Source organism: Pseudomonas huaxiensis, assembly GCF_003231275.1.
Taxonomy (GTDB): domain Bacteria; phylum Pseudomonadota; class Gammaproteobacteria; order Pseudomonadales; family Pseudomonadaceae; genus Aquipseudomonas; species Aquipseudomonas huaxiensis.
On record NZ_QKVL01000001.1, the window covers coordinates 238,979 to 264,386 of the forward strand.

Consider the following 25,408-nt stretch of genomic DNA (forward strand, 5'->3'; position numbering starts at 1 on the left):
TATGGTGTGCGCTGGCGCGAGTCTTCGTTATAATCGCCGCCCTGCCCCTGCCCAAGGCCGGCCGAATGTGCCTGGGGCGGCTGATAAACCTCGGTTCTACAAGAGCCCGAAAGGATCCCCATGTTTGAAAACCTGACCGATCGTCTGTCACAGACGCTGCGCCATGTCACCGGCAAGGCCAAGCTGAACGAAGACAACATCAAAGACACCCTGCGCGAAGTGCGCATGGCGTTGCTCGAAGCCGACGTCGCCTTGCCGGTGGTGAAGGACTTCGTCAACAAGGTCAAGGAACGTGCGGTCGGGACCGAGGTTTCGCGCAGCCTGACGCCGGGCCAGGCGTTCGTGAAGATCGTCCAGGCCGAACTCGAAGAATTGATGGGCGCGGCCAACGAAGACCTGAGTCTGAATGCTGCACCACCTGCCGTGGTACTGATGGCCGGCCTGCAGGGCGCGGGCAAGACCACCACCGCCGGCAAGCTCGCGCGCTTCCTCAAAGAACGCAAGAAGAAGACCGTCATGGTTGTTTCGGCCGACGTCTATCGTCCGGCGGCGATCAAGCAGTTGGAAACCCTGGCCAACGATATCGGCGTGACCTTCTTCCCGTCGGACATCAGCCAGAAGCCGGTAGCCATCGCCGAAGCGGCGATCCGTGAAGCCAAGCTGAAATTCATCGACGTGGTTATCGTCGATACCGCCGGTCGTCTGCACATCGATGCAGAGATGATGGCCGAGATCAAGGACCTGCACGCTGCGGTCAAGCCGATCGAAACGCTGTTCGTGGTCGACGCCATGACCGGCCAGGACGCCGCCAACACCGCCAAGGCGTTCGGCGATGCCCTGCCGCTGACCGGTGTGGTGCTGACCAAGGTCGACGGCGATGCCCGTGGCGGTGCCGCGCTGTCGGTGCGCGCCATTACCGGCAAGCCGATCAAGTTCATCGGTATGGGCGAGAAGACTGAAGCGCTCGAGCCGTTCCACCCCGACCGTATCGCCTCGCGGATCCTCGGCATGGGCGACGTGCTCAGCCTGATCGAGCAGGCCGAGCAGACGCTCGACAAGGAAAAGGCCGACAAACTCGCCAAGAAGCTGAAAAAGGGCAAGGGCTTCGACCTCGAAGACTTCCGCGACCAGCTCCTGCAAATGAAGAACATGGGCGGCCTCGGTGGCCTGATGGACAAACTGCCGAGCATCGGTGGGGTCAACCTGGCGCAGATGGGCAACGCCCAGGGCGCAGCCGAGAAGCAGTTCAAGCAGATGGAAGCGATCATCAATTCCATGACCCCGGCCGAGCGTCGTGACCCTGACCTGATCAGCGGTTCGCGCAAACGCCGTATCGCCATGGGCTCCGGCACCCAGGTGCAGGACATTGGCCGCCTGATCAAGCAGCACAAGCAGATGCAGAAGATGATGAAGAAGTTTTCTGCCAAGGGCGGCATGGCCAAAATGATGCGTGGCCTGGGCGGCATGATGCCTGGCGGCGGCATGCCCAAGCTGTAAACCCGATTCAGGTCGTTGGCTTGTAGATGTGCCAGCGACTGAAATCCCGCCCCGGCGGGACCACTGCTGCCTTTATATAGAAGGCAGCGTAAACCGCAGATCAGCAGGCAGGCCTTTTACCTTGCGTAAAAAGGCATTTGCAAATACCCGTGTATTCCTTGAGAATATGCGGCCTTTCGGGCACCCGTGTGCCCGCTGTGCATTATGATTTGCAGCACCGACTACAGGAACGATGTTCAATGCTAACCATCCGTCTTGCCCGTGGCGGCTCCAAAAAGCGCCCGTTTTACACCCTGACCGTGACCGACTCGCGTAACCCAGTTACCGGTTCGCACATCGAGCAGGTTGGTTTCTTCAACCCTATCGCTCGTGGCCAGGAAGTTCGTCTGTCCGTTAAGCAAGACCGCGTTGCTCACTGGCTGAGCGTCGGCGCACAGCCGTCTGAGCGCGTTGCCAAGCTGTTGAAGGACGCTGCCAAGGCTGCTGCCTGAGCAATATGAACGCGACGCCAAAAAACGCTGATGATTTGATCGTTGTCGGCAAGATTTTTTCGGTTCACGGCGTTCGCGGCGAGGTGAAGGTCTATTCCTTTACCGATCCGATCGAAAACCTGCTGGAGTTCCCCAACTGGACGCTTCGGCGCGAAGGCGTGGTCAAGCAGGTAGAGCTGGTCTCGGGCCGATCCACTCAAAAGGATCTGGTCGCCAAGCTCAAAGGGCTCGACGATCGTGATGAAGCTCGTCTTCTGAGCGGTTATGAGATTTGTATCTCTCGCAGCCTTTTGCCCAACCTGACCGACGGCGATTACTACTGGTATCAGCTTGTGGGTCTGAGTGTCATCAACCAGGACGGACATCTGTTCGGCAAGGTTGATCACCTGTTGGAGACCGGCGCGAACGATGTAATGGTGGTCAAGCCCTGCGCTGGCAGCCTGGATGATCGTGAACGGCTATTGCCCTATACAGAGCAATGCGTGTTGGCAATCGACCTGGCGGCAGGCGAAATGAGGGTGGAATGGGACGCGGACTTCTAAGCAATGGCCAGCCTGCGCGTAGACGTCATCACGCTGTTTCCCGAGATGTTCTCGGCCATCAGTGAGTACGGCATTACCAGCCGAGCGGTCAAACAGGGGTTGTTGCAACTGACCTGCTGGAACCCGCGGGACTACACCACGGATCGTCACCATACGGTAGATGATCGGCCTTTTGGCGGTGGTCCGGGCATGGTGATGAAGATCAAGCCTCTGGAAGATGCACTGGTCGAGGCCAGGCAGGCAACCGGAGGAACGGCGAAGGTGATCTACCTGTCGCCACAAGGCCGCAAGCTGACTCAGTCGGCGGTCAAGGACCTGGCGAAGCATGAATCGTTGATTCTGATAGCCGGTCGTTATGAAGGCATTGACGAGCGCTTTATTGAGGCTCATGTCGATGAAGAGTGGTCGATTGGTGACTACGTATTGTCTGGCGGTGAGCTGCCGGCAATGGTCCTGGTTGATGCGGTTACACGGCTGCTGCCCGGAGCTTTAGGGCATGCGGACTCGGCGGAGGAAGATTCCTTCACCGACGGTCTGCTTGATTGCCCGCACTACACCCGTCCGGAGGTGTATGCGGATCAGCGTGTTCCCGACGTGTTGCTCAGTGGCAACCATGCACACATCCGGCGTTGGCGTTTACAGCAGTCCCTTGGGCGGACCTATGAACGACGCGTCGATCTTCTGGAAAGTCGCTCACTTTCTGGAGAAGAGAAGAAGCTGCTCGAGGAGTACCTCCGCGAGCGGGACGATAGTTAACGTATCGATGGTAGATCCGACGATTTACCTTAGGAGCACAAGATGACCAACAAAATCATTCAGCAGATCGAAGCTGAACAGATGAGCAAAGAAATCCCGGCCTTCGCCCCGGGCGACACCATCGTCGTTCAGGTGAAAGTGAAGGAAGGTGACCGCTCCCGTCTGCAGGCTTTCGAAGGCGTTGTAATCGCCAAGCGCAACCGCGGTCTGAACAGCGCTTTCACCGTTCGCAAAATCTCCAACGGTGTTGGCGTTGAGCGTACTTTCCAGACCTACAGCCCGCAAATCGACAGCCTGGCCGTGAAACGTCGTGGTGACGTGCGTAAAGCCAAGCTGTACTACCTGCGTGACCTGTCCGGTAAAGCAGCTCGCATCAAGGAAAAACTGGCTTAAGTCCAGTCCGACCTTTGCGAAAAGAAAGGGCAGCCTCCGGGCTGCCCTTTTTGTTTTTCAGCGCTGTGAGTTTCAAGCCGCAAGATGTTTGTCGGGTAAAGCGGTTGGGGCCCTTCGCGAGCAAGCTCGCTCCTACAGTGCGCCCCAGCCTTGTGGCTTGCAGCGTGCAACTGCATTCTTCGTTCAAGTGATCCCATGACCCCCAGAGACCAGGAAATCGAACGCCGCACCGAGCTGTCGGTCACCCGCGTGACCAAGGCGGTATTCCCCTCCACGACCAACCACCACAACACCCTGTTCGGCGGCACCGCGCTGGCCTGGATGGACGAAGTGTCGTTCATCGCCGCGACGCGCTTCTGCCGTCTGCCACTGGTAACCGTGTCCACTGACCGCATCGACTTCAAGCACCCGATCGCCGCAGGCTCCATCGTCGAGCTGGTCGGGCGGGTCGTTAAAGTCGGCAATACCAGCCTCAAGGTGGAAGTCGAAGTGTTTGTCGAAAGCATGAGCTGCGACAGCCGCGAGAAAGCCATTCATGGCCTGTTCAGTTTCGTCGCCATCGACGAGGACAAGCGTCCGGTTCCGGTATTGCCCGGGTTCTGATCGCAGCGCTCAACGGCTTTCATCCTGACGAATCAGCGCCAGCACCGTCCACCCCGGCCCGGGCTTGAGCGGGCTGTCCGGGCCGAATACATGCACCCAGCCATTGGCGTCCCGGGCGAACAGCAAGGTGGCCCGCTCACCATGCAATGCCCGATAGGCGTCCCAGTCGAAGGCTTCGGTCAGGTGCGTGCTGTACAATTCGGCGCCGTGGTGCAGTTGGTTGGCCAGTTGCACGTACGTCAGTGACGGATTTCCCAGCACATGCCCGCGGTGTTCGTCACTGGCCCGATGCTTGTCGCTGCGACTGACCTCCAGACCGCTGGCCAGCGAAAACAGCCGGGTATGGCCGAAGTCGTGACGAAAGCGCATGCAGGCCAGGGCATTCAACTCTCCTGCGGGAGAAAGCCCGAGCAGGTGGCCCAGACCGACCAGATCCAGGTGCGCATCCGCATGCTGCGAGGCCGGATTGCCAAAGTAGGTCGCCAGCCCTTCCATGCGTGCCGCGCGGATGTTTTCCCAACTGGAGTCGGTCAGCAGCACTCGGCAATCCATCTGTTGCAAGGCCTTGCCAATCGCCCGTGCGGGCGGGTTGGCGCCGACGATAAGAAAGCCGCTGGGCGCGGGCTCCGCGACTTTCAGCAGGCGGGCCAGCGGCCGCGCTGTTGCGCTCTGCAAGACCACCGTGCCGATGATCACGGCGAAGGTCAGCGGCACCAGCAGCAAGGCGCCCTCGTGGCCGGCTTCGTCGAGGCGAATGGCAAAGATCGCCGAGACCGCTGCCGCAACAATCCCCCGCGGTGCGATCCAGGCCAGCAGCGCTCGCTCGCGCCAGTTCAGCGGCGAGCGCCAGGTTGAGAGGGCGACGTTCAGTGGCCGTGCGATCAACTGGATCACCAGCAGCAGCCCCAGCACCGACGGGCCGAGGCCGAGGAGGGCGGTCAGGTCCAGGCGCGCGGCGAGCAGAATGAACAGCCCGGAGATCAGCAGCACGCTGAGGTTTTCCTTGAAGTGCAGGATCTGCCGGACGTCGACGCCTTTCATGTTCGCCAGCCACATGCCCATCAGGGTGACCGCCAGCAGCCCCGATTCGTGCATCACCTGGTTGGCGGCGATGAAGATCCCCAGCACCGCCGCCAGCGACGCCAGGTTATGCAGGTACTCCGGTAACCATTGCTCACGCATCACCTGGCCCAGCAACCAGCCGCCGGCGGCACCGAACGCGCTGCCGCAGCAAATCACCCCGGCGAAGGTTTTCAGGCTTTGGCTCAGGCCTTCATCCGCAGCACTGGCGATGATGAAGCTGTAGACCACCACGGCCAGCAGCGCGCCGATCGGGTCGATGACGATGCCTTCCCAGCGCAGGATGTTGGCGATCGTCGCCTTGGGTCGTACCACCCGCAGCATCGGCACGATCACCGTGGGGCCGGTGACCAGCGTCAGGGTGCCGAACAGTACCGCCAGCGGCCAGTCGAAACCCAGCAGCCAGTGCGTTGCGACGGCAATCACCACCCAGGTGACCAGCGCGCCGAGGGTCACCATGCGCTGCACCACGCTGCCGATGTCGCGCCATTGCGACAGATGCAGGGTCAGGCTGCCTTCGAACAGGATCAGTGCCACCGCCAGCGACACCAGCGGCATCAGCAGCGGGCCGAACATTTCCTGCGGGTCAAGCCAGCCCAGTACGGGGCCTGCGAGTATGCCGCTGAGCAGCAGAAACAGGATGGCCGGAAGCTTCAGGCGCCAGGCCAGCCACTGACAGCCCAGTGCTGCCGCACCAATGCCGCCAAACGCGAGCAGAATCTGTTGTTCGTTCATTCGGACTCCCTATCCCGGCATGGTTATGGAAGACTAGCGGCACTTCGGCGTTTTCATCGCCCCGTCTCCGAGTTTTCATGCCTGCTATCGACCACCCCCTGATTGACCAGTTTCTTGATGCCCTGTGGCTGGAAAAAGGCCTGTCGGACAACACCCGAGCGTCCTATCGCAGCGACCTGGCGCTGTTCAACGGTTGGTTGCAGGAAAAGGGCATCGAATTGCCCAATGCCGGCCGCGAACTGATCCTCGATCACCTCGGCTGGCGCCTGGATCACGGCTACAAGCCGCGTTCCACGGCGCGTTTTCTTTCCGGGCTGCGCGGTTTCTACCGCTACCTGCTGCGAGAAAAACTGATTGCCGTGGACCCGACGCTGCAGATCGACATGCCGCAGCTCGGCCGGCCATTGCCCAAGTCGCTCTCCGAGGCTGACGTGGAAGCCCTGTTGTTGGCGCCGGACCTGAGCGAAGACATCGGCCAGCGTGACCGCGCCATGCTCGAAGTGCTGTACGCCTGCGGTTTGCGGGTTACCGAACTGGTCAGCCTGACCCTCGACCAGATCAACCTGCGTCAGGGCGTATTGCGGGTCATGGGCAAGGGCAGCAAGGAACGGCTGGTGCCGATGGGCGAGGAGGCGGTGGTCTGGCTGGAGCGCTACCTGCGTGACGGTCGCAATGGCCTGCTCAACGGCCGTCCCAGCGACGTGGTGTTTCCCAGTCAGCGTGGTGAGCAGATGACCCGCCAGACATTCTGGCACCGTATCAAGCACCACGCCCAGGTCGCCGGGATCGGCAAGGCGCTGTCGCCTCACACCCTGCGCCACGCCTTCGCCACTCATCTGCTCAACCATGGCGCTGACTTGCGTGTGGTGCAGATGTTGCTGGGCCACAGCGACCTGTCGACGACCCAGATCTATACTCATGTGGCCAGAGCGAGGCTGCAGGAGTTGCATGCTCGGCACCATCCCAGGGGTTAGAGAACGAATCGGCCGTGGCCGGTACGTTTGTCTGCGCATTCGAGCGGTCAAGGTGCCCGTCGCAGGGCGATGAATATGGTAGTCTTCCGGGGTTTACGTCTTGGGCCGGCCAATCCCCCGTGTTTTCCATCCGGGCGTCCCCATCCCGGCCCCTTGTACGCTTTCAGGAGCTCCAAATGCGCATGATCAAGATTGTTGCCGCCGCCGCGCTGGCGCTGGCCAGTTCGTTCGTCCTGGCTGACGAGCAGGCGATCCGCAAAACCCTGCAGTCGCTGGAGTCGGAAGTTCCGGTCGACAGCATCGCCGCCAGTCCGCTCAATGGCCTGTACGAAGTCAAGCTCAAGGGTGGACGTGTGCTGTACGCCAGCGCCGACGGCCAGTTCCTGGTCCAGGGCTACCTGTTTCAGGTGCAGGACGGCAAGCCGGTCAACCTGACTGAAAAGACCGAACGCCAGGCCATCGCCAAGACGATCAATGCCATTCCAGCCGCGGAAATGGTGGTTTATCCTGCCAAAGGCCCGGCCAAGTCGCACATTACGGTGTTCACCGACACCACTTGCCCGTACTGCCACAAACTGCACGCCGAAGTGCCTGAGCTGAACAAGCTTGGTATCGAAGTGCGCTACGTCGCCTTCCCGCGCCAGGGCCTCGGCTCGCCGGGTGACGAGCAGTTGCAGGCGGTCTGGTGCTCGAAGGACCGCCAGGGCGCGCTGGACAAGATGATCGACGGCAAGGAAATCAAGTCCGCCAAGTGCGAGAACCCGGTCAGCAAGCAGTTCACCATGGGCCAGTCCATCGGTGTCAACGGCACGCCAGCGATCGTGCTGGAAGATGGCCAGGTGATCCCGGGCTACCAGCCGGCCCCGCAAGTGGCCAAGCTGGCCCTGGCCGTCGCCAAGTAATTCAATCAGTGAGCCGCCACCATGGGGAGGCGGCTTTTTTCACGATCGGTTCCACACCGGTCGTTCAATGGGGAGTTTCACAGTGAAACCGGTCAAAGTAGGCATCTGTGGGTTAGGGACCGTCGGTGGCGGAACCTTCAACGTACTTCAGCGAAACGCCGAGGAGATTGCCCGCCGCGCCGGGCGTGGAATTGAAGTGGCACAGATTGCCATGCGTTCGCCCAACCCGAACTGCCAGATTACCGGTACCCCCATTACCGCTGATGTGTTCGACGTCGCGAGCAACCCCGAGATCGATATCGTCATTGAACTGATCGGTGGCTATACCGTGGCCCGCGAGCTGGTGCTCAAGGCCATCGACAACGGCAAGCACGTGGTCACCGCCAACAAGGCGCTGATCGCCGTGCACGGCAACGAGATCTTCGCCCGCGCCCGCGAAAAAGGCGTGATCGTCGCATTCGAAGCCGCTGTGGCTGGCGGCATCCCGGTGATCAAGGCGATCCGTGAAGGCCTCTCGGCCAACCGCATCAACTGGGTTGCCGGCATCATCAATGGCACCGGCAACTTCATCCTCACCGAAATGCGCGAGAAGGGTCGCACCTTCCCGGACGTGCTGGCCGAAGCCCAGGCGCTGGGCTATGCCGAAGCGGACCCGACGTTCGATGTCGAAGGCATCGATGCCGCGCACAAGCTGACCATTCTCGCTTCCATCGCCTTCGGCATTCCGTTGCAGTTCGACAAGGCCTACACCGAAGGCATCACTCAGCTCACCACTGCTGACGTGAACTACGCCGAGGCCCTGGGCTACCGCATCAAGCACCTGGGCGTGGCGCGCAGCACCGCTGCCGGTATCGAACTGCGCGTGCACCCGACGCTGATCCCGGCTGACCGCCTGATCGCCAACGTCAATGGCGTGATGAACGCCGTGATGGTCAATGGCGACGCCGCGGGTTCGACCCTGTTCTACGGCGCCGGCGCTGGCATGGAGCCCACCGCTTCCTCGGTCGTCGCCGACCTGGTGGACGTGGTTCGCGCCATGACCGCCGACCCGGAAAACCGCGTTCCGCACCTGGCCTTCCAGCCGGATTCGCTGTCGGCCCATCCGATCCTGCCGATCGAGGCCTGCGAAAGCGCCTACTACCTGCGTATCCAGGCCAAGGACCATCCGGGCGTACTGGCCCAGGTGGCAAGCATCCTTTCCGAGCGCGGGATCAACATCGAGTCGATCATGCAGAAGGAAGTCGAGGAACAGGACGGTCTGGTACCGATGATCCTGCTGGTCCACAAGGTCCAGGAGAAGCGTATGAACGATGCCATCGCGGCGCTGGAAGCCCTCCAGGACGTTATCGGCAAGGTCGTGCGGATTCGTGTCGAACAGCTCAACTAACGACTAGCTGCAAGTTACAAGCTGCAAGAAGGTGCACCGCCGCTCTCTTGCAGCTTCAAGCTTGAAGCTTGCAGCTCAAAGAAAGGTTTGCCCTCATGCGCTATATCAGTACCCGTGGCCAGGCTCCTGCCCTGAATTTCGAAGACGTGCTGCTGGCCGGTCTTGCCAGCGATGGCGGTCTTTATGTGCCGGAAAACCTGCCGCGCTTCACCCAGGAAGAGATCGCTTCCTGGGCCGGCCTGCCGTACCACGAGCTGGCGTTCCGGGTGATGCGCCCGTTCGTCACCGGCAGCATCGCCGACGCCGATTTCAAGAAGATTCTCGAAGAAACCTACGGTGAGTTCGCTCACGCTGCGGTCGCACCGCTGCGTCAACTGAACAGCAACGAATGGGTGCTGGAGCTGTTCCACGGCCCGACCCTGGCGTTCAAGGACTTCGCCCTGCAACTGCTCGGTCGTCTGCTGGACCACGTGCTGGTCAAGCGCGGCGAGCGCGTCGTGATCATCGGCGCCACCAGTGGTGACACCGGTTCCGCGGCCATCGAAGGCTGCCGCCGTTGCGACAACGTCGATATCTTCATCCTGCATCCGCACCAGCGCGTGTCGGAAGTGCAGCGTCGCCAGATGACCACCATCTTCGGCGAGAACATCCACAACATCGCCATCGAAGGCAACTTCGATGACTGCCAGGAAATGGTCAAGGCCAGCTTCGCCGACCAGGACTTCCTCAAGGGCACTCGCCTGGTAGCGGTCAACTCGATCAACTGGGCGCGGATCATGGCCCAGATCGTCTACTACTTCCACGCGGCCCTGCAGTTGGGCGGCCCGGCGCGTTCCGTGGCGTTCTCGGTGCCGACCGGCAACTTCGGCGACATCTTCGCCGGCTACCTGGCGCGCAACATGGGCCTGCCGATCAGCCAACTGATCGTCGCCACCAACCGCAACGACATCCTGCACCGCTTCATGAGCGGCAACCAGTACGTCAAGGAAACCCTGCACGCGACCCTGTCGCCGTCGATGGACATCATGGTGTCGTCGAACTTCGAGCGCCTGCTGTTCGACCTGCACGGTCGCAACGGCGCGGCAATCGCCGAGCTGATGGCCAACTTCAAGCAGGGTGGCGGCTTCAGCGTCGAAGAAGACCGCTGGACCGAAGCCCGCAAGCTGTTCGATTCCCTGGCCGTCGATGACGCGCAGACCTGCGAAACCATCGCCGAAGTCTTCGCCCAGACGGGCGAGATCCTCGATCCGCACACCGCGATCGGCGTCAAGGCCGGCCGCGAGTGCCGTCGCAGCCTGGACACGCCGATGGTGGTGCTGGGCACCGCGCACCCGGTCAAATTCCCGGAAGCGGTGGAAAAGGCCGGTATTGGCAAGGAACTGTCACTGCCAGCCCACCTGACCGACCTGTTCTCCCGTGAAGAGCGTTGCACGGTCCTGGCCAACGACCTGAGCCAGGTTCAGGCTTTCGTCAGCAAGCACGGTAACCGCGGTAAACCGCTCTGATCGATTGCCCGGAAAAGAAAAAGCCCGTCAAGTGACGGGCTTTTTCTTTTCTAGCTGAAAGCTACAAGTCGCAAGCTACAAGAAAGAGCGGCCATCGCGCAGGTCGGTTTGTTCTTGCAGCTTGCCACTTGAAGCTTGCAACTGCGTTTCAGACCGGTTCGTCGGCGGGGGTTGGAAATGGAGCGCTAACTTTGGGATTTTTCCTATAGGGCCGCCGGTCTGTTTTCCTTAGAGTTGCGTCTTTGTGCCGCCGCACGAGCCTGCAACCTGCGGAGAAACCTTCATGCACTCGCTCAAGGTCCTGATCCTCGAAGACCATCCCTTTCAACTCATGGCGTTGCACCAGATGCTCAACGCCAACGGCGTGTTCGACGTCCTGGCCGCCGAGTCGGTGGAGTGCGCGAGGCAGATGCTGGCGCGCCGTGGGCCGGTGGATATCGCCATCTGCGACCTGTACATGGAAGGTGCCGACGGTTTGGCGTTGATCCGGCACCTGGCGGAAAACGTTCTGGCTGACGCGTTGATCGTCCTCAGTGATGCCGAACCCGCGCTGCTCGACAATATTGGCGAACTGTCCCGGCAGCTTGGCCTGCAACTGCTGGGCTGCGTGCGCAAGCCGGCCAGTTGCGCCACGCTGCACCGCCTGCTGTCGGAGTACTGCGAAGACGCCCACGTGCCACAACAACTGGGTGTACCGCCGCATATCCTCGAATTGACTCGCCTGTCTCCCGAGCAACTGGCCTTGTCCCGCGCGCAGTGGCAGGTCCGTTACCAGCCGATGATCTGCGCCGCAGGTGCATTGGTTGGCGTCGAAGCGAGCGTGCGCTGGCAGCACCCGACCCTTGGCCTGTTGGCGCCAGGCCAGTTCTTCACCGTGCCCAACGGGGTGGGACTGCTCGATGTGCTGACCTGGCATGTGCTCGAACACGCATTGGCCTTCAGTTCGGTGACCTGCCTTGGCGGTGGTCAGCCGCTGCCGGTGACGGTGGAACTGCCACCCTCGCTGTTGCCGGATACCCGCTTCGTCGCACGGTTGGCGCAACTGCTGGTGACGCTGGAGCTACCCGCCAGCGTGCTCACGCTGACGTTGAAGGAGGGCCATTGTGACCTGCTCGACGGTGAGCAATGGGCGGTGTTGCGTCAGCTAGGTTGTCGCCTTGCACTCGAATGCTCAGGCAGCGCCGCCGGCAATCTGCCGCAACTGTTCGCCCTGCCCTTGAGCGAATTGAAGCTGCCTGCCGATCTGCTGCGCGGCCTGGCCGCTGACGGCAAGAAGTCCGGCGCGGTGGCGACGGCGTTGATCCTGGCGCGGCGCCTGGCGTTGGACGTGGTGGTGCAGGGCGTGGAAACCTTCAACGATTGGCGGGCCCTGAACCATGTGGGCAAACCGCGGGTGCAAGGTGGTTTTGTCGCAAGGCCGATGGGCGAGGGTGAATTGCTGAAGTGGATGAATGCCCACGAGCCGGCGGCGCTGGCACGAAACGGTGCAGCTTGAGTTGGGCGATGGCTTTCTGATATTAATCGGTTGTGCAGATTTAATCTGTCATGTTCTGTGGGCATTCTCGCTGAACGTGTAGCGAAGTGACCTGGCCGAACTTTCCCGCCGCTCACAGGGTCAGTTAAAGACCCTTTGTCCTAACGAGGTGAATAGTGAACAAGATGGAATCTGTCAGCTTGTTGCTCAACGAAGCATTCGCACCTTATCTGGTCACGCTGGCGCCCCAGGGGACTACCGATTTTGCCTTGTCGCTGAGCGACGAGTCCGGCCTGGAAGTGTTGCAGCGCACGGTCAGGGCCAGTCAGTTGCAGGATCAGCGCCTGCTGGTTGACCTGGTGGACGGTTTGCAGCGTGATCTGCGCATTGCCGAAGGACGTTTGCAGCCCTGTGTGATCGCGGCCTGGCAACACGCCCGACAGGGTCGGAATTTATCGGCTACCTTGTAGGAACCTTTCCTTGGCAACGTAATCAGACCTTATACAGGCAGCCAGATGGCATTTTGCTCCGATGCTTTCTGACTGTCATACGCGAGGCCCAAGGGCCTTCGTTTAACCCCGAGCGGCCTCCCCACCGTCCGGGGTTTCTTTTTGCCTTTTTACGGCGCGTCATCGTCGAAAAAGTGTTCGGCGTCCTTCATGTAGCTTTCGCGCATCTGCGGGTCGAGCCACTGGCCATAAAGCGGCGGCAGGGTTTCCTTGCGCAATTCCAGCAGCAACTGGTTGATGTGGGTAACGGCTTCGTGACCCAGCGGCGTATCGGAACAGCCGACGTGGATGAACTGGTACTGCGTCACGCCCTGGATCGGGTAGAACACCAGGTCGTCCAGGGACTGGCCCAGTTCAAGGCTCAGGTAGCGCACTTCCGGCCAGTAGGCCAGCAGCCATTTCAACCGCCCCAGATGCTGCATCTGCAGAAGGCTCCTGACTGCATCGGTGCCGTAGTGGGGCGTCAGGTTTTCCGCAGGCGTGGTCTTCAGCACGCTGTCGATCGGTGTGCTGTAGCTGCGTTCGGCGACCATACCGAGCCGGGCCGGCGGGTTGGCCAGCAGGGCCTTGAGATCGACGGCATGATTGACCAGGAACGGATCCACCAGCGCCCGGTCCTGCTCGCGCACTACCAGGCCGTTGCTCAGGGTGCCCATGCTCGGCACCGAGAAATGGATGAACCGCGCGCGTTCGGGGGTCCAGAGCAGCGTCGGGTCGCAATTGAAGCCGCGCTCCTGGAGCATCTGCAAGGCACGGGCACGGTTGACCCGCTGGATGCTGTGGTCGTACTCGGGCATGCGCTCGATCAGCATCGCCAGCATCTGGTCCACCGCGCCCTGGCTTTTGCGCGAGCCCTCGAAAATCGTCAGCGGCGGCAAATCACGCAGCAGCCAGATCAGCCGTTCCTTTGCCCACGCCGCCTCCGGCGCGGCCAGCAGCACGCCGAGCAGAGCGCCCAGGCCGAGTCGCCGCAGCACCCCGGTCAGATGGCACCCTGTTCGCGCAGGTTGGCGATGGTCGCGGCGGTGTAGCCCAGTTCACCCAGCACCTGTTCGGTGTGTTCGCCCAGTTTCGGCCCGACCCACTCGGTGGAGCCCGGCGTGTCGGAGAGCTTGGGCACTATGCCGGGCATCTTGAACGGCTTGCCGTCGGGCAGCTTGGCCTGGAGGAACATTTCGCGGGCGAGGTATTGCGGGTCGCTGAACATGTCTTCGGCGGAATAGATGCGGCTGGCCGGCACTTCGGCGGTGGTGAGTGTTTGCATCAAAGTGTCCAGCGGCACGCTGTTGGCCCAGCGGTCGATGACGCCATACAGCTCGTCGCGGCGCAGGTCGCGGCCGTCGTTGCTGGCCAGGGTCGGGTCGTCGGCGAGGTCGGCGCGACCGATCGCCAGCATGAAGCGCTTGAAGATCGCGTCGCCGTTGGCGCCGATCTGCACGTGCTTGCCGTCGGCGCTGGTGTGGATGGAGGAGGGCGTGATGCCGGGCATGATGTTGCCGGTGCGCTCGCGGATGAAACCGAACACGTCGAACTCTGGAACCATGCTTTCCATCATGGCGAAGATCGCTTCATACAGCGCCACGTCCACCACTTGGCCTTCGCCGCCGTTCACCTCGCGGTGGCGCAGCGCCATGAGCGCGCCGATCACGCCCCACAGGGCGGCAATGGAGTCACCGATGGAAATCCCGGTGCGCACCGGCGGGCGGTCTTCGAAACCGGTGATGTAGCGCAGCCCGCCCATGGATTCGCCCACCGCGCCGAAGCCCGGCTGGTCTTTCATCGGCCCGGTCTGGCCGAAGCCGGACAGGCGCACCATCACCAGTTTCGGGTTCAGGGCCTTGAGCACGTCCCAGCCCAGGCCGAGCTTTTCCAGCACGCCGGGACGGAAGTTCTCGATGAGGATGTCGGCGTCGGCCAGCAGGCGTTTGAGAATCGCCAGGCCTTCGGGATGCTTGAGGTTGAGGGTCAGCGACTGCTTGTTGCGCGCCTGGACGAACCACCACAGCGAGGTGCCCTCGTAGAGCTTGCGCCACTTGCGCAGCGGGTCGCCGCCGTCTGGCGACTCGACCTTGACCACCTGGGCGCCGAATTCGGCACAGATCCGCGAGGCGAACGGTCCGGCAATCAGGGTTCCGAGTTCGACGACCTTGAGGCCGGCAAGAGGTTTGCTGGGCAGCGACATAAGACATCCGTGGCGGTGGGCAAGGCGCTCGTTTTTATCACAGGGCGAAAGGCTCAGATACTGTTGTAGCTCATGATTGTGGGTTCGCTTAGTTGATAGGCGTCGCATCGGTTAGACTGGGCGACTTTCCCGTTATCAGAAGCCCGCCCCATGGCCCAGCCGTCCACCACCTACAAATTCGAACTGAACCTCACTGATCTCGACCGCGGCGTGTACGAAAGCGTCAAGCAGACCATCGCTCGCCACCCTTCGGAAACCGAAGAGCGCATGGCTGTGCGGCTGCTGGCCTACGCGTTCTGGTACAACGAGCAGTTGTCGTTCGGGCGTGGTCTGTCGGACGTCGATGAGCCTGCGCTGTGGGAAAAGAGCCTGGATGATCGCGTTCTGCATTGGATCGAAGTCGGCCAGCCGGACGCCGATCGCCTGACCTGGTGCTCGCGCCGCACCGAGCGCACCAGCCTGCTGGCCTACGGTAGCCTGCGGGTGTGGACGGGCAAGGTGGTGGATGCGGTCAAGGGGCTGAAGAACCTCAACATCGCTGCGGTGCCGCAAGAAGTGCTGGAAACCCTGTCCACCGACATGCCGCGTGCCATCAAGTGGGACGTGATGATCAGCGAAGGGACGATCTTCGTCACCGACGACCGTGGTCAGCATGAAGTCCAGTTGGAGTGGTTGCTGGGTGATCGCGGCTAAGCCGCCGTCCGTTTTTTGTTTTTCATGGAAGCCTAAGCCGTCCCATGCGTATCGAGCCGCGTTCACTGCCGTCCACCCTGCCGTTTCTTGGCGACCTGCCCCCCCTGCTGACCCGCCTGTACGCCGCCCGTGGCGTGCAGAGCGCGGAAGAGCTGGACAAGAGCCTGGGCCGGCTGCTGCCGTACCAGATGCTCAAAGGCATCGATGCCGCGGTGGACCTGCTGCTGGACGCCCTGGGCAAGCGCCAGCGCATCCTCATCGTCGGCGACTTCGATGCCGACGGCGCCACCGCCAGCACGGTTGGTGTGCTTGGTCTGCGCCTGCTGGGTGCGGCCCATGTCGATTATCTGGTGCCCAACCGCTTCGAATATGGCTACGGCCTGACGCCGGAAATCGTCGCGGTGGCGCTGCAGCGCTCGCCGGACCTGCTGGTCACCGTGGATAACGGCATTTCCAGCGTCGAGGGTGTGGCGGCGGCGCGGGCGGCGGGGCTGAAAGTGCTGGTCACCGACCACCACCTGCCCGGCAGCGAATTGCCCCAGGCCGACGCGATCGTCAACCCGAACCAGCCGGGGTGCGAGTTCCCGAGCAAGTCGCTGGCCGGCGTCGGGGTGATCTTCTATGTGCTGCTGGCGTTGCGCGCACAACTGCGCAGCCTTGGCCACTTCCAGGACAAACCGCAGCCCAACCTCGGCGAACTGCTGGATCTGGTGGCCCTCGGCAGTGTGGCCGACGTGGTACCGCTGGACGCCAACAACCGCATTCTGGTGCACCAGGGCCTTGAGCGCATTCGTGCCGGTCGCGCCCGGCCCGGGCTCAAGGCGATCCTGGAAGTGGCGCGCCGCGATCACCAGCGCATCACCTCCACCGACCTTGGCTTCATCATCGGCCCGCGTCTCAACGCCGCCGGGCGTCTGGATGACATGAGCCTGGGCATCGAATGCCTGCTCAGCGAAGACCCGCAACTGGCGCGGGACATGGCGGCGCAACTGGACGAACTGAACCAGGACCGCAAGTCCATCGAGCAGGGCATGCAGCGCGAAGCCCTGGCCCAGCTCAAGGACCTGCCAGTGGAATCCATGCCGTTCGGCCTGTGCCTGTTCGAAGCCGACTGGCACCAGGGCGTGATCGGTATCCTGGCCTCGCGGATGAAAGAGCGTTATCACCGTCCGACCATCGCCTTTGCCGACGCTGGCGAAGGCATGCTCAAGGGCTCGGCGCGGTCGGTGCCGGGCTTCCATATTCGCGATGCGCTGGACGCCGTGGCGGCGCGCCATCCGCAGCTCATCAGCAAGTTCGGCGGCCACGCCATGGCGGCGGGCCTGTCGTTGCCGGCGGAGAATTTCCCGGCGTTCGCCGAGGCCTTCGATGAAGAAGTCCGGCGCCAGTTGCGCGAGGAAGACCTGACGGGCCGCTTGCTGTCCGACGGCACCCTGGCGGTCGAGGAATTCCATCTCGAACTGGCCCGTGCTCTGCGTCATGCCGGGCCGTGGGGCCAGCATTTCCCCGAGCCGTTGTTCCATGGCGTGTTCCAGTTGGTGGAGCAGCGGGTAGTGGGTGAGCGGCACCTGAAGGTGGTGCTCAAGAGCGAATGCGGTGCGGTCCGGCTGGACGGCATTGCCTTCAGCGTCGACCGCGAAGTCTGGCCGAACCCCACGGTGCGCTGGGTGGAACTGGCCTACAAGCTCGACGTCAACGAATTCCGCGGCCAGGAAAGTGTGCAATTGATGATCGCGCACATGGAGCCGCGCTGATCGGCCCGGTGACCCGAGGGTAGGAAACTGGTCTAGGCTCTGTAGGACCGGCACTGAGCCGCAGGGAAGAATGAGCGCTCGGTTCGGCCTACCATTCGGAGTCATGGAGAGGTGCCCTCATGAGCCTGTTGCTTGAGCCATACACCCTGCGTCAGTTGACCCTGCCCAACCGCATTGCCGTTTCTCCCATGTGCCAGTATTCCAGTGTCGATGGCCTGGCCAACGACTGGCACCTGGTCCATCTCGGCAGTCGGGCGGTCGGTGGCGCCGGCCTGGTGATTACCGAGGCCGTGGCGGTTACCGCTGACGGCCGCATCACCGCCCAGGACCTGGGCCTGTGGGACGATGCGCAGATCCCGGCGTTACAACGAATCACCCGTTTCATCACCGCCCAGGGCGTCGTGCCGGGTATCCAGTTGGCGCATGCCGGGCGCAAGGCCAGCACCCATCGGCCGTGGCTGGGCAAGCACGGCAGCATCAAACCGGAAGACGGCGGCTGGATCCCTGTCGGGCCGTCGAAAATCGCCTTCGACCCACAACACACGCAGCCTACCGAACTCAATGAATCGCAGATCCATGACGTGATCGACGCCTTCGTCGCCGCCGCGAAAAGAGCACTGGTGGCGGGGTTCAAGGTGGTTGAGGTTCACGCGGCCCACGGCTATCTGCTGCACCAGTTCCTGTCGCCACTGAGCAACCAGCGGCGTGACAGCTATGGCAGTTGTTTCGAAAACCGTATCCGCCTGACCCTGCAGGTTACCGAGGCGGTGCGTGAGGTCTGGCCGGATTCGTTGCCGCTGTTCGTGCGGGTATCGGCGACCGACTGGGTCGAGGATGGCTGGAACCCCGACGAAACCGTGGACCTGGCCAAGCGCCTGAAGGCGCTGGGTGCGGACCTGATCGACGTCTCGTCCGGCGGCACTTCGGTGAATGCCGAGATCCCGACCGGCCCCGGCTACCAGACCCGCTTCGCCGAACGGGTGCGCAAGGAGTCGGGCATTGCCACCGGCACCGTGGGCATGATTACCGAACCGGCTCAGGCCGAGCACATCCTGCGCACCGGCCAGGCCGACCTGATCTTCCTTGCTCGCGAGCTGCTGCGTGATCCGTACTGGCCGCTGCATGCGGACGATGATCTGGGCGGCAACAAAGCGGTCTGGCCGGCGCAGTATCAGCGGGCGACCAGTCGGGAGCAGCCGATTCATGAGTCGGATTTGAGGGATTGATTTTGGGGCGGTGTCGATGCCGGTTTGTCGGAGCGTTGAACGTCAGCGATGAGCATGGGTATCTACGCATTTCGGAATCGTAGAAAGGCTACGTGTCGCCTGTCAGAGGATCCGGTTATGGCACTCCATGTGCTAGCCGACGGTTTTTCAGTGCCCTTGAGATCGAGCGCCGCCCGCGCGGCGCATCGCGACGGTTCGGCGCCCCGACAAGCTCGCTCCTACATTGGTTGCAACGTGCCTATGCCTGTCAGGCCATGGTTGACCGCCTTGGTAGTTCGGCTCAATTTCGAGGCTGGCGCCTCAGCCACCCCGCATTCTTCAGCCATGCACCAAGGCTGGTTACGCCAATCACACAGGCCATGGCACGTTGCAACCGATGTAGGAGCGAGCTTGTCGGGGCGCCGAACCGTCGCGATGCGCCGCGCGGGCGGCGCTCGATCTTGAGAGCACTGAAAAACTGTCGGCTAGCACATGGTCGCCTTCACCCGGTCTCCCGCCTGGCGCCTCAGCCCTGAGAGCTCAACCCAACTCCCCAACCGCCCGCCACGCCTCATCAATCGCCGCATGAGCGTAAGCACTCCACGCCGCGTCCGAGTTGGCGATGGTGACGTTGCCCAGCGGCTTCTTCGCCTGTTCCATCCACTTTTCAGTCTGTCCGGCGTCGTCGTACAGGCTGTTGGTGAAGCACGCATAGCCGTGGGACCAGCGGTTGACGGTGATCGCCAGAATATCTTTCTGGTGATCAAAGCCTCCCGGGCCAAGCATCCGCTGTAGCTGATCGCGCAACTGTGCTTCGAGCTGGTCGAAACTTTGTGCGTAAAGTTTTGCCCGCCCGGTCCGCGCCTGGTCGCGGGCGTTCATGCCGGCGTTCGGTGTGGTCGGTACGTAGACCATGTGCAAGCCGATCGGCTTGTTCGGATCCCGTGGGTGTTCGTAGCCGCCCATGCTCACCGGATAGTCCAGCTTGATCCGGCTGTAAGGCTGGGTCGCGGCGTAGATTTCGTGCACGCCAAGCTTCTGGAACGCCTGCCAGTTGCGCACCACGACCTTGGTGTACACCAGCGGGAACTTGACGTTCTGGCTCAGCGCGTTGGCCTGTTCGGCCGGCAGGTCGCGCAGCAGGTACGGAATCATCATGTTGTAGCAGGCCAGCACGCAGTGTTTGCCGCGCACTTGCGTCAGTTGCCCGCCACGGCTGTAGCCGATGTTCACGCCGCCATCGACGTTGCGCACGCTCACCGCCGTGCTGTTCAGGCGCAGGCGCACCGGGTGCGCGGCCTGGTCGAGCTGGCTGTAGTCGAATTTCGCCAGGACGATGTCTTCCATGTCCTTGCCCGGCGCCACCTGTGGAATCAGGCTGCGCACCAGCAACCGCGCGACCGAGGCGTTGCCGTCGGGGAAGTGATAGATGTACGGCTCTTCCATCTCCGCCCGGGCTTCTTCGCTGATGGGGTCGAGCTGCATGGCGGCGAAGCCCGGAAAACCGACGTTGTAGGCGTCGGCGGCGGCCACGGCATCGATGCTCAGGGCCATGAAGTCGTTGGTGCGACCCTGGAAGTAAGCCACCGCGGCCTGCGACAGGCCCACGTCCTTGAGCAGGAAGTCGCGGTAGCTGGTGCGTTCCAGGTGCGCGGTCTTTTCTTCCTTGGTCTTGCCGGCCAGGTAGTCCCGCGGCGCTTCGTGCAGGTCGATCAGCGCCTTGCGGTCGGCCTCCGGCAGCGGGAAGTCGTTGATGAAGTCGCGGACCGAGCGGGCATTGAGGCGCTCGGGGGCGATGTCGTCGGCCACCATCGGCGTCGGGTCGCCGGTCACCAGCTTGTCGCTGCCGAAGGTCTCCTTGTCGAAGAACACCCCGCGCGACAGGTTCAGGTCTGGATAGAAGTTGCGGTCGAAGGCGGTTTCGAAGCGCTTGATGTCCACGCCCAGCGCCTTGAGCAGGCCGTTCACTTCCTTGCTGTAGAGGTGGTTCGGCGACTGGAAGGCTTCGCTGCCGCCATAGCCGATGATCATCTGCCCGCCGGCGTTGAATTCGTTGCGCTTGGCGTGGCCGCCGAAGTCATCGTGGTTTTCCAGTACCAGAATTCGCGCCTGCGGATGGCGCTGGCGATAGAACCAGGCCGCCGACAGGCCGCTGAGGCCACCGCCGACCACCACCAGATCGTACTGTTCGGCGATGGGCAGGGCGTCGGTGTCGAAGGTCTTTTTTTCCCAACCCATCTGGTGCGCCACTTCGAAGGCACCCGGGTGGCTGCCGCGCAGGCCGGTCAGCGTCGGCGGATAGTAGCGTCCGTCCGGTGCGGCCTGGAGGATCTGCAGCGGGGTCATCCCCGCCGCGATACCAATGGCGACGCCGTTGAGAAAGTCGCGTCGTGTGATTTGCATGCAAGGTTCCTGTCGATCAGTGCTTGAACATCACGTGTCTGATGCACGTGTAGTCTTCCAGGCCATACATGGACATGTCCTTGCCGTAGCCGGAGAGTTTCTGGCCGCCGTGGGGCATTTCGCTGACCAGCATAAAGTGCGTGTTGACCCAGGTGCAGCCGTATTGCAGACGCGCCGAGACGCGGTGGGCGCGGCCGGTGTCGTTGGTCCACAGCGACGAGGCCAGGCCGTAGTCGGAGTCGTTGGCCCACGCCAGCACCTGCGCTTCGTCGTCGAAGCGGGTGACCGAGACCACCGGACCGAACACCTCGCGGCGCACGATCTCGTCGTCCTGCTGGGCATCGGCCAGCACCGTCGGCTCGAAGAAGAAACCGTCGCCAGGCACCGCTTTGCCCCCCGTGACCAGGCGGATATGGGGCTGGGCGATGGCGCGTTCGACAAAGCCCGCCACGCGGTCGCGGTGTTGCGCGGTGATCAGCGGGCCAAGCTCGGTGTCCGGGTCGTCCTGCAGGCCGTACTTGATGGTGGACACCGCCTTGCCGAGCTTTTCCACGAACTGCTCGTAGATGCCGCTCTGCGCATAGATACGGCAGGCCGCAGTGCAGTCTTGCCCGGCGTTATAGAAGCCGAAGGTGCGGATGCCTTCGACGGCTGCGTCGATATCGGCGTCGTCGAAGATGATCACCGGGGCCTTGCCGCCCAGTTCCATGTGCATGCGCTTCACGCTGTCGGCGGTGCTGGAAATGATGTTGGCGCCGGTGGCGATGGAGCCGGTCAGCGAGACCATGCGCACTTTCGGGTGGCTGACCAGCGGCGCGCCAACGCTCGGGCCCTTGCCGAAGACGATATTGAGCACGCCCGCCGGGAAGATCTCGGCGGCGATCTGCGCCAGGCGCAGGGCGGTCAGCGGGGTCTGCTCGGACGGCTTGAGCACAACGGTGTTGCCGGCGGCCAGAGCCGGTGCGATCTTCCAGGCGACCATCATCAGCGGGTAGTTCCACGGCGCGATGGAGGCGATCACGCCCACCGGGTCGCGGCGGATCATCGAGGTGTGACCCGGCAGGTACTCGCCTGCCGCTGAGCCGCTGAGGCAGCGGCTGGCGCCGGCAAAGAAGCGGAACACATCGGCGATGGCCGGGATCTCGTCGTTCAGCGCGGCGCTGTAGGGCTTGCCGCAGTTGTCCGACTCCAGTTTCGCCAGTTCTTCGCCGTTGGCTTCGATGGCGTCGGCCAGCTTCAGCAGCAGCAGGGAACGGTCCTTGGGCACGGTCTGTGACCAGGCGTCGAAGGCGTGGTCGGCGGCGCGCACGGCGGCATCGACCTGGGCCGCAGTGGCCTCGTTGATGCTCACCAGGGTGGTGCCCAGCGACGGGTTCAGCACGTCGTGGCCTGGTCCTTCGCCGGCCACCAGTTGGCCGTTGATCAGCAGCTTGGTTTGCATGATTCAGTCCTCGTCAGGCAGTCAGGGTTATTTGCCACTGCCGGCGACGCTTTCGCCGCCGCGGGTCAGGTAGTAGGCGCCAAGGATCGGCAGCATGGTCACCATCATCACCAGCATGGCGACCACGTTGGTGACGGGGACGTCGCGCGGCCGGCTGAGCTGGTTGAGCAGCCAGATCGGCAGGGTGCGTTCGTGCCCGGCGGTGAAGGTGGTGACGATGATTTCGTCGAACGACAAGGCGAACGCCAGCATGCCGCCGGCCAGCAGCGCCGAGCCGAGGTTCGGCAGGATGATGTAGCGGAAGGTCTGCCAGCCGTCGGCACCGAGGTCCATCGAAGCCTCGATCAGGCTTTGCGAGGTGCGGCGCAGGCGGGCGATGACGTTGTTGTAGACGATCACCACGCAGAAGGTCGCGTGGCCGACGACGATGGTGAAGATCCCGGGCTCGATGCCCAGGCTCTTGAACGCTGACAGCAGGGCGATACCGGTGATGATGCCGGGCAGGGCGATCGGCAGGATCAGCATCAGCGAGATGCCTTCCTTGCCGAAGAAGCTGCGCCGGTACAGCGCCGCCGAGGCCAGGGTGCCGAGCACCAGGGCGATCAGCGTGGCCAGGCACGCCACCTGCAGCGACAGCTTGATCGACTCCAGCACGTCTGGCCGCGAGAAGGCCACGCTGAACCACTTCAGGGTAAAACCTTGTGGCGGGAAGCTGAACGCCGAGTCCTCGGTGTTGAAGGCGTAGAGGAAGATGATCAGGATAGGGAAGTGCAGGAACACCAGCCCGCCCCAGGCCGCGATGCGCAGGCCCAACGAAGCTTTTTCAGAGTGCATCGAAGGCCCCCAGGCGTTTGACGATGGACAGGTAGATGGCGATCAGCACGATCGGCACCAGGGTGAACGCTGCGGCCATCGGCATGTTGCCGATCGCGCCCTGCTGGGCGTAGACCATGCTGCCGATGAAGTAGCCGGGCGGGCCCACCAGTTGCGGGACGATGAAGTCGCCGAGGGTCAGCGAGAAGGTGAAGATCGAGCCGGCAGCGATGCCCGGCACCGACAGCGGCAGGATCACCTGCATCAGGGTTTGCCGCGGTGTCGCGCCGAGATCCGCCGAGGCTTGCAGCAGCGATGGCGGCAGACGCTCCAGTGACGCCTGGATCGGCAGGATCATGAACGGCAGCCAAATGTAGACGAACACCATGAAGCGCCCCAGGTGCGAGGTCGACAGGGTACTGCCGCCCACGCCCGGGATGCCGAGGATGAATTGCAGCACCGGCTCCAGACTGAGCGCCTGCACGAACCACTGGGCTACGCCGCCTTTGGCCAGCAACAGGGTCCAGGCGTAGGCCTTGACGATGTAGCTGGCCCACATTGGCATCATCACCGCGATGTAAAAGAACGCCTTGGTCTTGCCCGTGGTGTAGCGCGCCATGTAGTACGCGATCGGGAAGGCCAGCGCCGCGCTGCCGATGGACACCGCGACGGCCATGCCCAGGGTGCGCAGGATGATGTCGAAGTTCGCCGGGTTGAACAGCGCGGCGAAGTTGGCCAGGGTCAGATCGGGCGTCACCGCCATGGTGAAGTCGTCGAAGGTGTAGAACCCCTGCCACAGCAAGCTCAACAGTGAACCGAGGTAAATCGCGCCGAACCAGATCAGCGGCGGGATCAGCAGCAACGCCAGGTACAGATTGGGCTTGCGGTACAGCAGGGTGGAGAAGCGCCGCATCGGCGATCCCGCCGCAGTCAGCGCCGGTTTTTCCAGGGCCAGGCTCATCTCAGCGACCCTCGCTCAGCACGGTTTCGGCCAGTGGCGTCATGGCTTCCCGCGCCCAGTGCGCGGCCAGGCGCTGGCCCGGTTGCAACTGCGCGGCTTCGGCCTGCCACTGGTTGTTGGCCTGGCTGACGTTGAGCAACTGGCCGTTGTCCAGCTTCAGCTCGTAACGGGTGGCGCTGCCCTGGTACTGGATGTCGTGCAGCACGCCGCTGATCTGCACCTGATCACTGGCGGCGGCATCACCGAGGCGGATGTGCTCGGGGCGGATCGAGAACGGCTGGGCGGCGCCGCTCAACTGGCTGGCCAGCTCGCCACGGACCACGTTGGAGGTACCGACGAATTCGGCGACGAAGGTGGTCGCGGGCTTCATGTACAGGTTGCGCGGAGTGTCCACCTGCTCGATGCGGCCACGGTTGAACACGGCGACGCGGTCGGACATCGACAGTGCTTCGGTCTGGTCATGGGTGACGAAGATGAAGGTGATGCCGAGTTGGCGCTGGAGCTTCTTCAGCTCGGTCTGCATCTGTTCGCGCAGCTTGAGGTCGAGGGCGCCCAGCGGCTCGTCGAGCAGCAGCACGCGAGGGCGGTTGACCAGCGCGCGAGCCAGGGCCACGCGCTGGCGCTGGCCGCCGGACAATTGCACCGGCTTGCGTCCACCGTAGCCGCCGAGGGCGACCATGCCCAGCGCTTCTTCGGCCCGGGCGTGCCGCTCCTGTTTGCCGATGCCCTTGACCTTGAGGCCGTAGGCGACGTTGTCCAGCACGCTCATGTGCGGGAACAGCGCGTAGTCCTGGAACACCGTGTTGACGTCGCGCTGGTAGGGCGGCAGGCCGGCGGCTTCGGCGCCGTGAATGCGGATCGAGCCGTGGCTGGGTTGTTCGAAGCCGGCGATCAGGCGCAGGCAGGTGGTCTTGCCCGAGCCCGAAGGGCCGAGCATGGAAAAGAACTCGCCGTCCTGGATATCGATGGACACCCGGTCGACGGCTTTCACATCGCCGAACAAACGGGAAACCTGGGTGAACTGGACTGCAAGGGTCATGGTGCGGTGCTCCGGATAGGCATGGGGGTGTGCAGCGGCCCAGGCCTGGACGACTGAATATAGGGGTGG

Annotated in this window: 23 protein-coding genes; 15 read left to right on the top strand and 8 right to left on the bottom strand. The window is 62.8% G+C overall.

What is annotated here, in order from left to right:
- Nucleotides 1-120 precede the first annotated feature (120 nt).
- From ffh to DM374_RS01105, 6 genes are all read left to right on the top strand, one after another.
- Nucleotides 121-1,497, top strand: a complete 1,377-nt coding sequence (gene ffh, locus DM374_RS01080) for a signal recognition particle protein (protein WP_110968196.1) — start codon at nucleotides 121-123, stop codon at nucleotides 1,495-1,497.
- A gap of 239 nt (nucleotides 1,498-1,736) precedes the next feature.
- Entirely contained in the window at nucleotides 1,737-1,988 is a 252-nt protein-coding gene (rpsP, locus tag DM374_RS01085) for a 30S ribosomal protein S16 (RefSeq protein WP_028942918.1), read from the top strand.
- 5 nt (nucleotides 1,989-1,993) lie between these two features.
- Nucleotides 1,994-2,530 (top strand): ribosome maturation factor RimM, encoded by a 537-nt coding sequence (rimM, locus tag DM374_RS01090; protein ID WP_110968197.1) that lies wholly within the window; start codon nucleotides 1,994-1,996, stop codon nucleotides 2,528-2,530.
- A 3-nt stretch (nucleotides 2,531-2,533) separates the two neighbouring features.
- Nucleotides 2,534-3,286: a tRNA (guanosine(37)-N1)-methyltransferase TrmD gene (gene trmD, locus DM374_RS01095; RefSeq protein WP_110968198.1), complete on the top strand. Its 753-nt coding sequence runs from the start codon at nucleotides 2,534-2,536 to the stop codon at nucleotides 3,284-3,286.
- Nucleotides 3,287-3,328: 42 nt separating this feature from the next.
- The gene (gene rplS, locus DM374_RS01100) at nucleotides 3,329-3,679 is read left to right on the top strand and encodes a 50S ribosomal protein L19 (protein WP_095154191.1); all 351 of its coding nucleotides are present in this window, start codon (nucleotides 3,329-3,331) and stop codon (nucleotides 3,677-3,679) included.
- 195 nt (nucleotides 3,680-3,874) lie between these two features.
- The gene (locus DM374_RS01105) at nucleotides 3,875-4,282 is read left to right on the top strand and encodes an acyl-CoA thioesterase (protein WP_095154190.1); all 408 of its coding nucleotides are present in this window, start codon (nucleotides 3,875-3,877) and stop codon (nucleotides 4,280-4,282) included.
- Between the two features lie 9 nt (nucleotides 4,283-4,291).
- Here DM374_RS01105 and DM374_RS01110 read toward each other — a convergent pair whose 3' ends face one another.
- Nucleotides 4,292-6,097: a cation:proton antiporter gene (locus tag DM374_RS01110; RefSeq protein WP_110968199.1), complete on the bottom strand. Its 1,806-nt coding sequence runs from the start codon at nucleotides 6,095-6,097 to the stop codon at nucleotides 4,292-4,294.
- Between the two features lie 77 nt (nucleotides 6,098-6,174).
- On the opposite strand from DM374_RS01110, the gene xerD reads away from it, so the two are divergent.
- The 6 genes from xerD to DM374_RS01140 all read left to right on the top strand — a co-directional run bounded on the left by xerD (nucleotide 6,175) and on the right by DM374_RS01140 (nucleotide 12,809).
- Nucleotides 6,175-7,071 (top strand): site-specific tyrosine recombinase XerD, encoded by an 897-nt coding sequence (gene xerD / locus DM374_RS01115; RefSeq protein WP_110968200.1) that lies wholly within the window; start codon nucleotides 6,175-6,177, stop codon nucleotides 7,069-7,071.
- A 176-nt stretch (nucleotides 7,072-7,247) separates the two neighbouring features.
- Nucleotides 7,248-7,973 (top strand): bifunctional protein-disulfide isomerase/oxidoreductase DsbC, encoded by a 726-nt coding sequence (gene dsbC / locus DM374_RS01120; protein WP_110968201.1) that lies wholly within the window; start codon nucleotides 7,248-7,250, stop codon nucleotides 7,971-7,973.
- An 82-nt stretch (nucleotides 7,974-8,055) separates the two neighbouring features.
- On the top strand, nucleotides 8,056-9,360 hold the full coding sequence (locus tag DM374_RS01125) for a homoserine dehydrogenase (RefSeq protein ID WP_110968202.1): 1,305 nt from the start codon (nucleotides 8,056-8,058) through the stop codon (nucleotides 9,358-9,360).
- Nucleotides 9,361-9,455: 95 nt separating this feature from the next.
- Nucleotides 9,456-10,865, top strand: coding sequence for a threonine synthase (thrC, locus tag DM374_RS01130; RefSeq protein ID WP_110968203.1), 1,410 nt, complete (start codon nucleotides 9,456-9,458; stop codon nucleotides 10,863-10,865).
- Nucleotides 10,866-11,148: 283 nt separating this feature from the next.
- Entirely contained in the window at nucleotides 11,149-12,360 is a 1,212-nt protein-coding gene (locus DM374_RS01135) for an EAL domain-containing response regulator (RefSeq protein WP_110968204.1), read from the top strand.
- Between the two features lie 164 nt (nucleotides 12,361-12,524).
- Complete coding sequence (locus DM374_RS01140) at nucleotides 12,525-12,809, top strand: DUF3509 domain-containing protein (RefSeq protein ID WP_110968580.1); 285 nt, start codon at nucleotides 12,525-12,527, stop codon at nucleotides 12,807-12,809.
- A 149-nt stretch (nucleotides 12,810-12,958) separates the two neighbouring features.
- Here DM374_RS01140 and DM374_RS01145 read toward each other — a convergent pair whose 3' ends face one another.
- A complete protein-coding gene (locus DM374_RS01145; RefSeq protein ID WP_225422423.1) occupies nucleotides 12,959-13,825 on the bottom strand; it encodes a TIGR02285 family protein in 867 nt (288 codons plus the stop codon).
- Between the two features lie 5 nt (nucleotides 13,826-13,830).
- Nucleotides 13,831-15,030 carry a CaiB/BaiF CoA transferase family protein gene (locus tag DM374_RS01150; protein WP_110968205.1) on the bottom strand — a complete coding sequence of 400 codons (1,200 nt, stop codon included), beginning with the start codon at nucleotides 15,028-15,030 and terminating at the stop codon, nucleotides 13,831-13,833.
- Nucleotides 15,031-15,180: 150 nt separating this feature from the next.
- Here DM374_RS01150 and DM374_RS01155 point away from each other — a divergent pair, with 150 nt between their 5' ends.
- The 3 genes from DM374_RS01155 (at nucleotide 15,181) to DM374_RS01165 (ending at nucleotide 18,703) form a co-directional block, all read left to right on the top strand.
- Nucleotides 15,181-15,723, top strand: a complete 543-nt coding sequence (locus DM374_RS01155) for a YaeQ family protein (RefSeq protein ID WP_110968206.1) — start codon at nucleotides 15,181-15,183, stop codon at nucleotides 15,721-15,723.
- Nucleotides 15,724-15,767: 44 nt separating this feature from the next.
- Nucleotides 15,768-17,477: a single-stranded-DNA-specific exonuclease RecJ gene (recJ, locus tag DM374_RS01160; RefSeq protein ID WP_110968207.1), complete on the top strand. Its 1,710-nt coding sequence runs from the start codon at nucleotides 15,768-15,770 to the stop codon at nucleotides 17,475-17,477.
- Between the two features lie 119 nt (nucleotides 17,478-17,596).
- A complete protein-coding gene (locus tag DM374_RS01165) occupies nucleotides 17,597-18,703 on the top strand; it encodes an NADH:flavin oxidoreductase/NADH oxidase (protein ID WP_110968208.1) in 1,107 nt (368 codons plus the stop codon).
- 519 nt (nucleotides 18,704-19,222) lie between these two features.
- On the opposite strand, the gene DM374_RS01170 is transcribed toward DM374_RS01165, so the two are convergent.
- Genes DM374_RS01170 through DM374_RS01190 form a run of 5 tightly spaced genes read right to left on the bottom strand, consistent with a single transcriptional unit; the run spans nucleotide 19,223 to nucleotide 25,339 of the window.
- Nucleotides 19,223-21,085, bottom strand: coding sequence for an NAD(P)-binding protein (locus tag DM374_RS01170; RefSeq protein WP_110968209.1), 1,863 nt, complete (start codon nucleotides 21,083-21,085; stop codon nucleotides 19,223-19,225).
- A 16-nt stretch (nucleotides 21,086-21,101) separates the two neighbouring features.
- Entirely contained in the window at nucleotides 21,102-22,526 is a 1,425-nt protein-coding gene (locus DM374_RS01175; protein ID WP_110968210.1) for a gamma-aminobutyraldehyde dehydrogenase, read from the bottom strand.
- A 27-nt stretch (nucleotides 22,527-22,553) separates the two neighbouring features.
- Complete coding sequence (locus DM374_RS01180) at nucleotides 22,554-23,360, bottom strand: ABC transporter permease (RefSeq protein WP_110968211.1); 807 nt, start codon at nucleotides 23,358-23,360, stop codon at nucleotides 22,554-22,556.
- A complete protein-coding gene (locus DM374_RS01185; RefSeq protein ID WP_110968212.1) occupies nucleotides 23,350-24,300 on the bottom strand; it encodes an ABC transporter permease in 951 nt (316 codons plus the stop codon). The genes DM374_RS01180 and DM374_RS01185 overlap by 11 nt, the downstream gene beginning before the upstream one ends.
- 1 nt (nucleotide 24,301) lies before the next feature.
- Complete coding sequence (locus tag DM374_RS01190) at nucleotides 24,302-25,339, bottom strand: ABC transporter ATP-binding protein (RefSeq protein ID WP_110968213.1); 1,038 nt, start codon at nucleotides 25,337-25,339, stop codon at nucleotides 24,302-24,304.
- Nucleotides 25,340-25,408 lie beyond the last annotated feature (69 nt).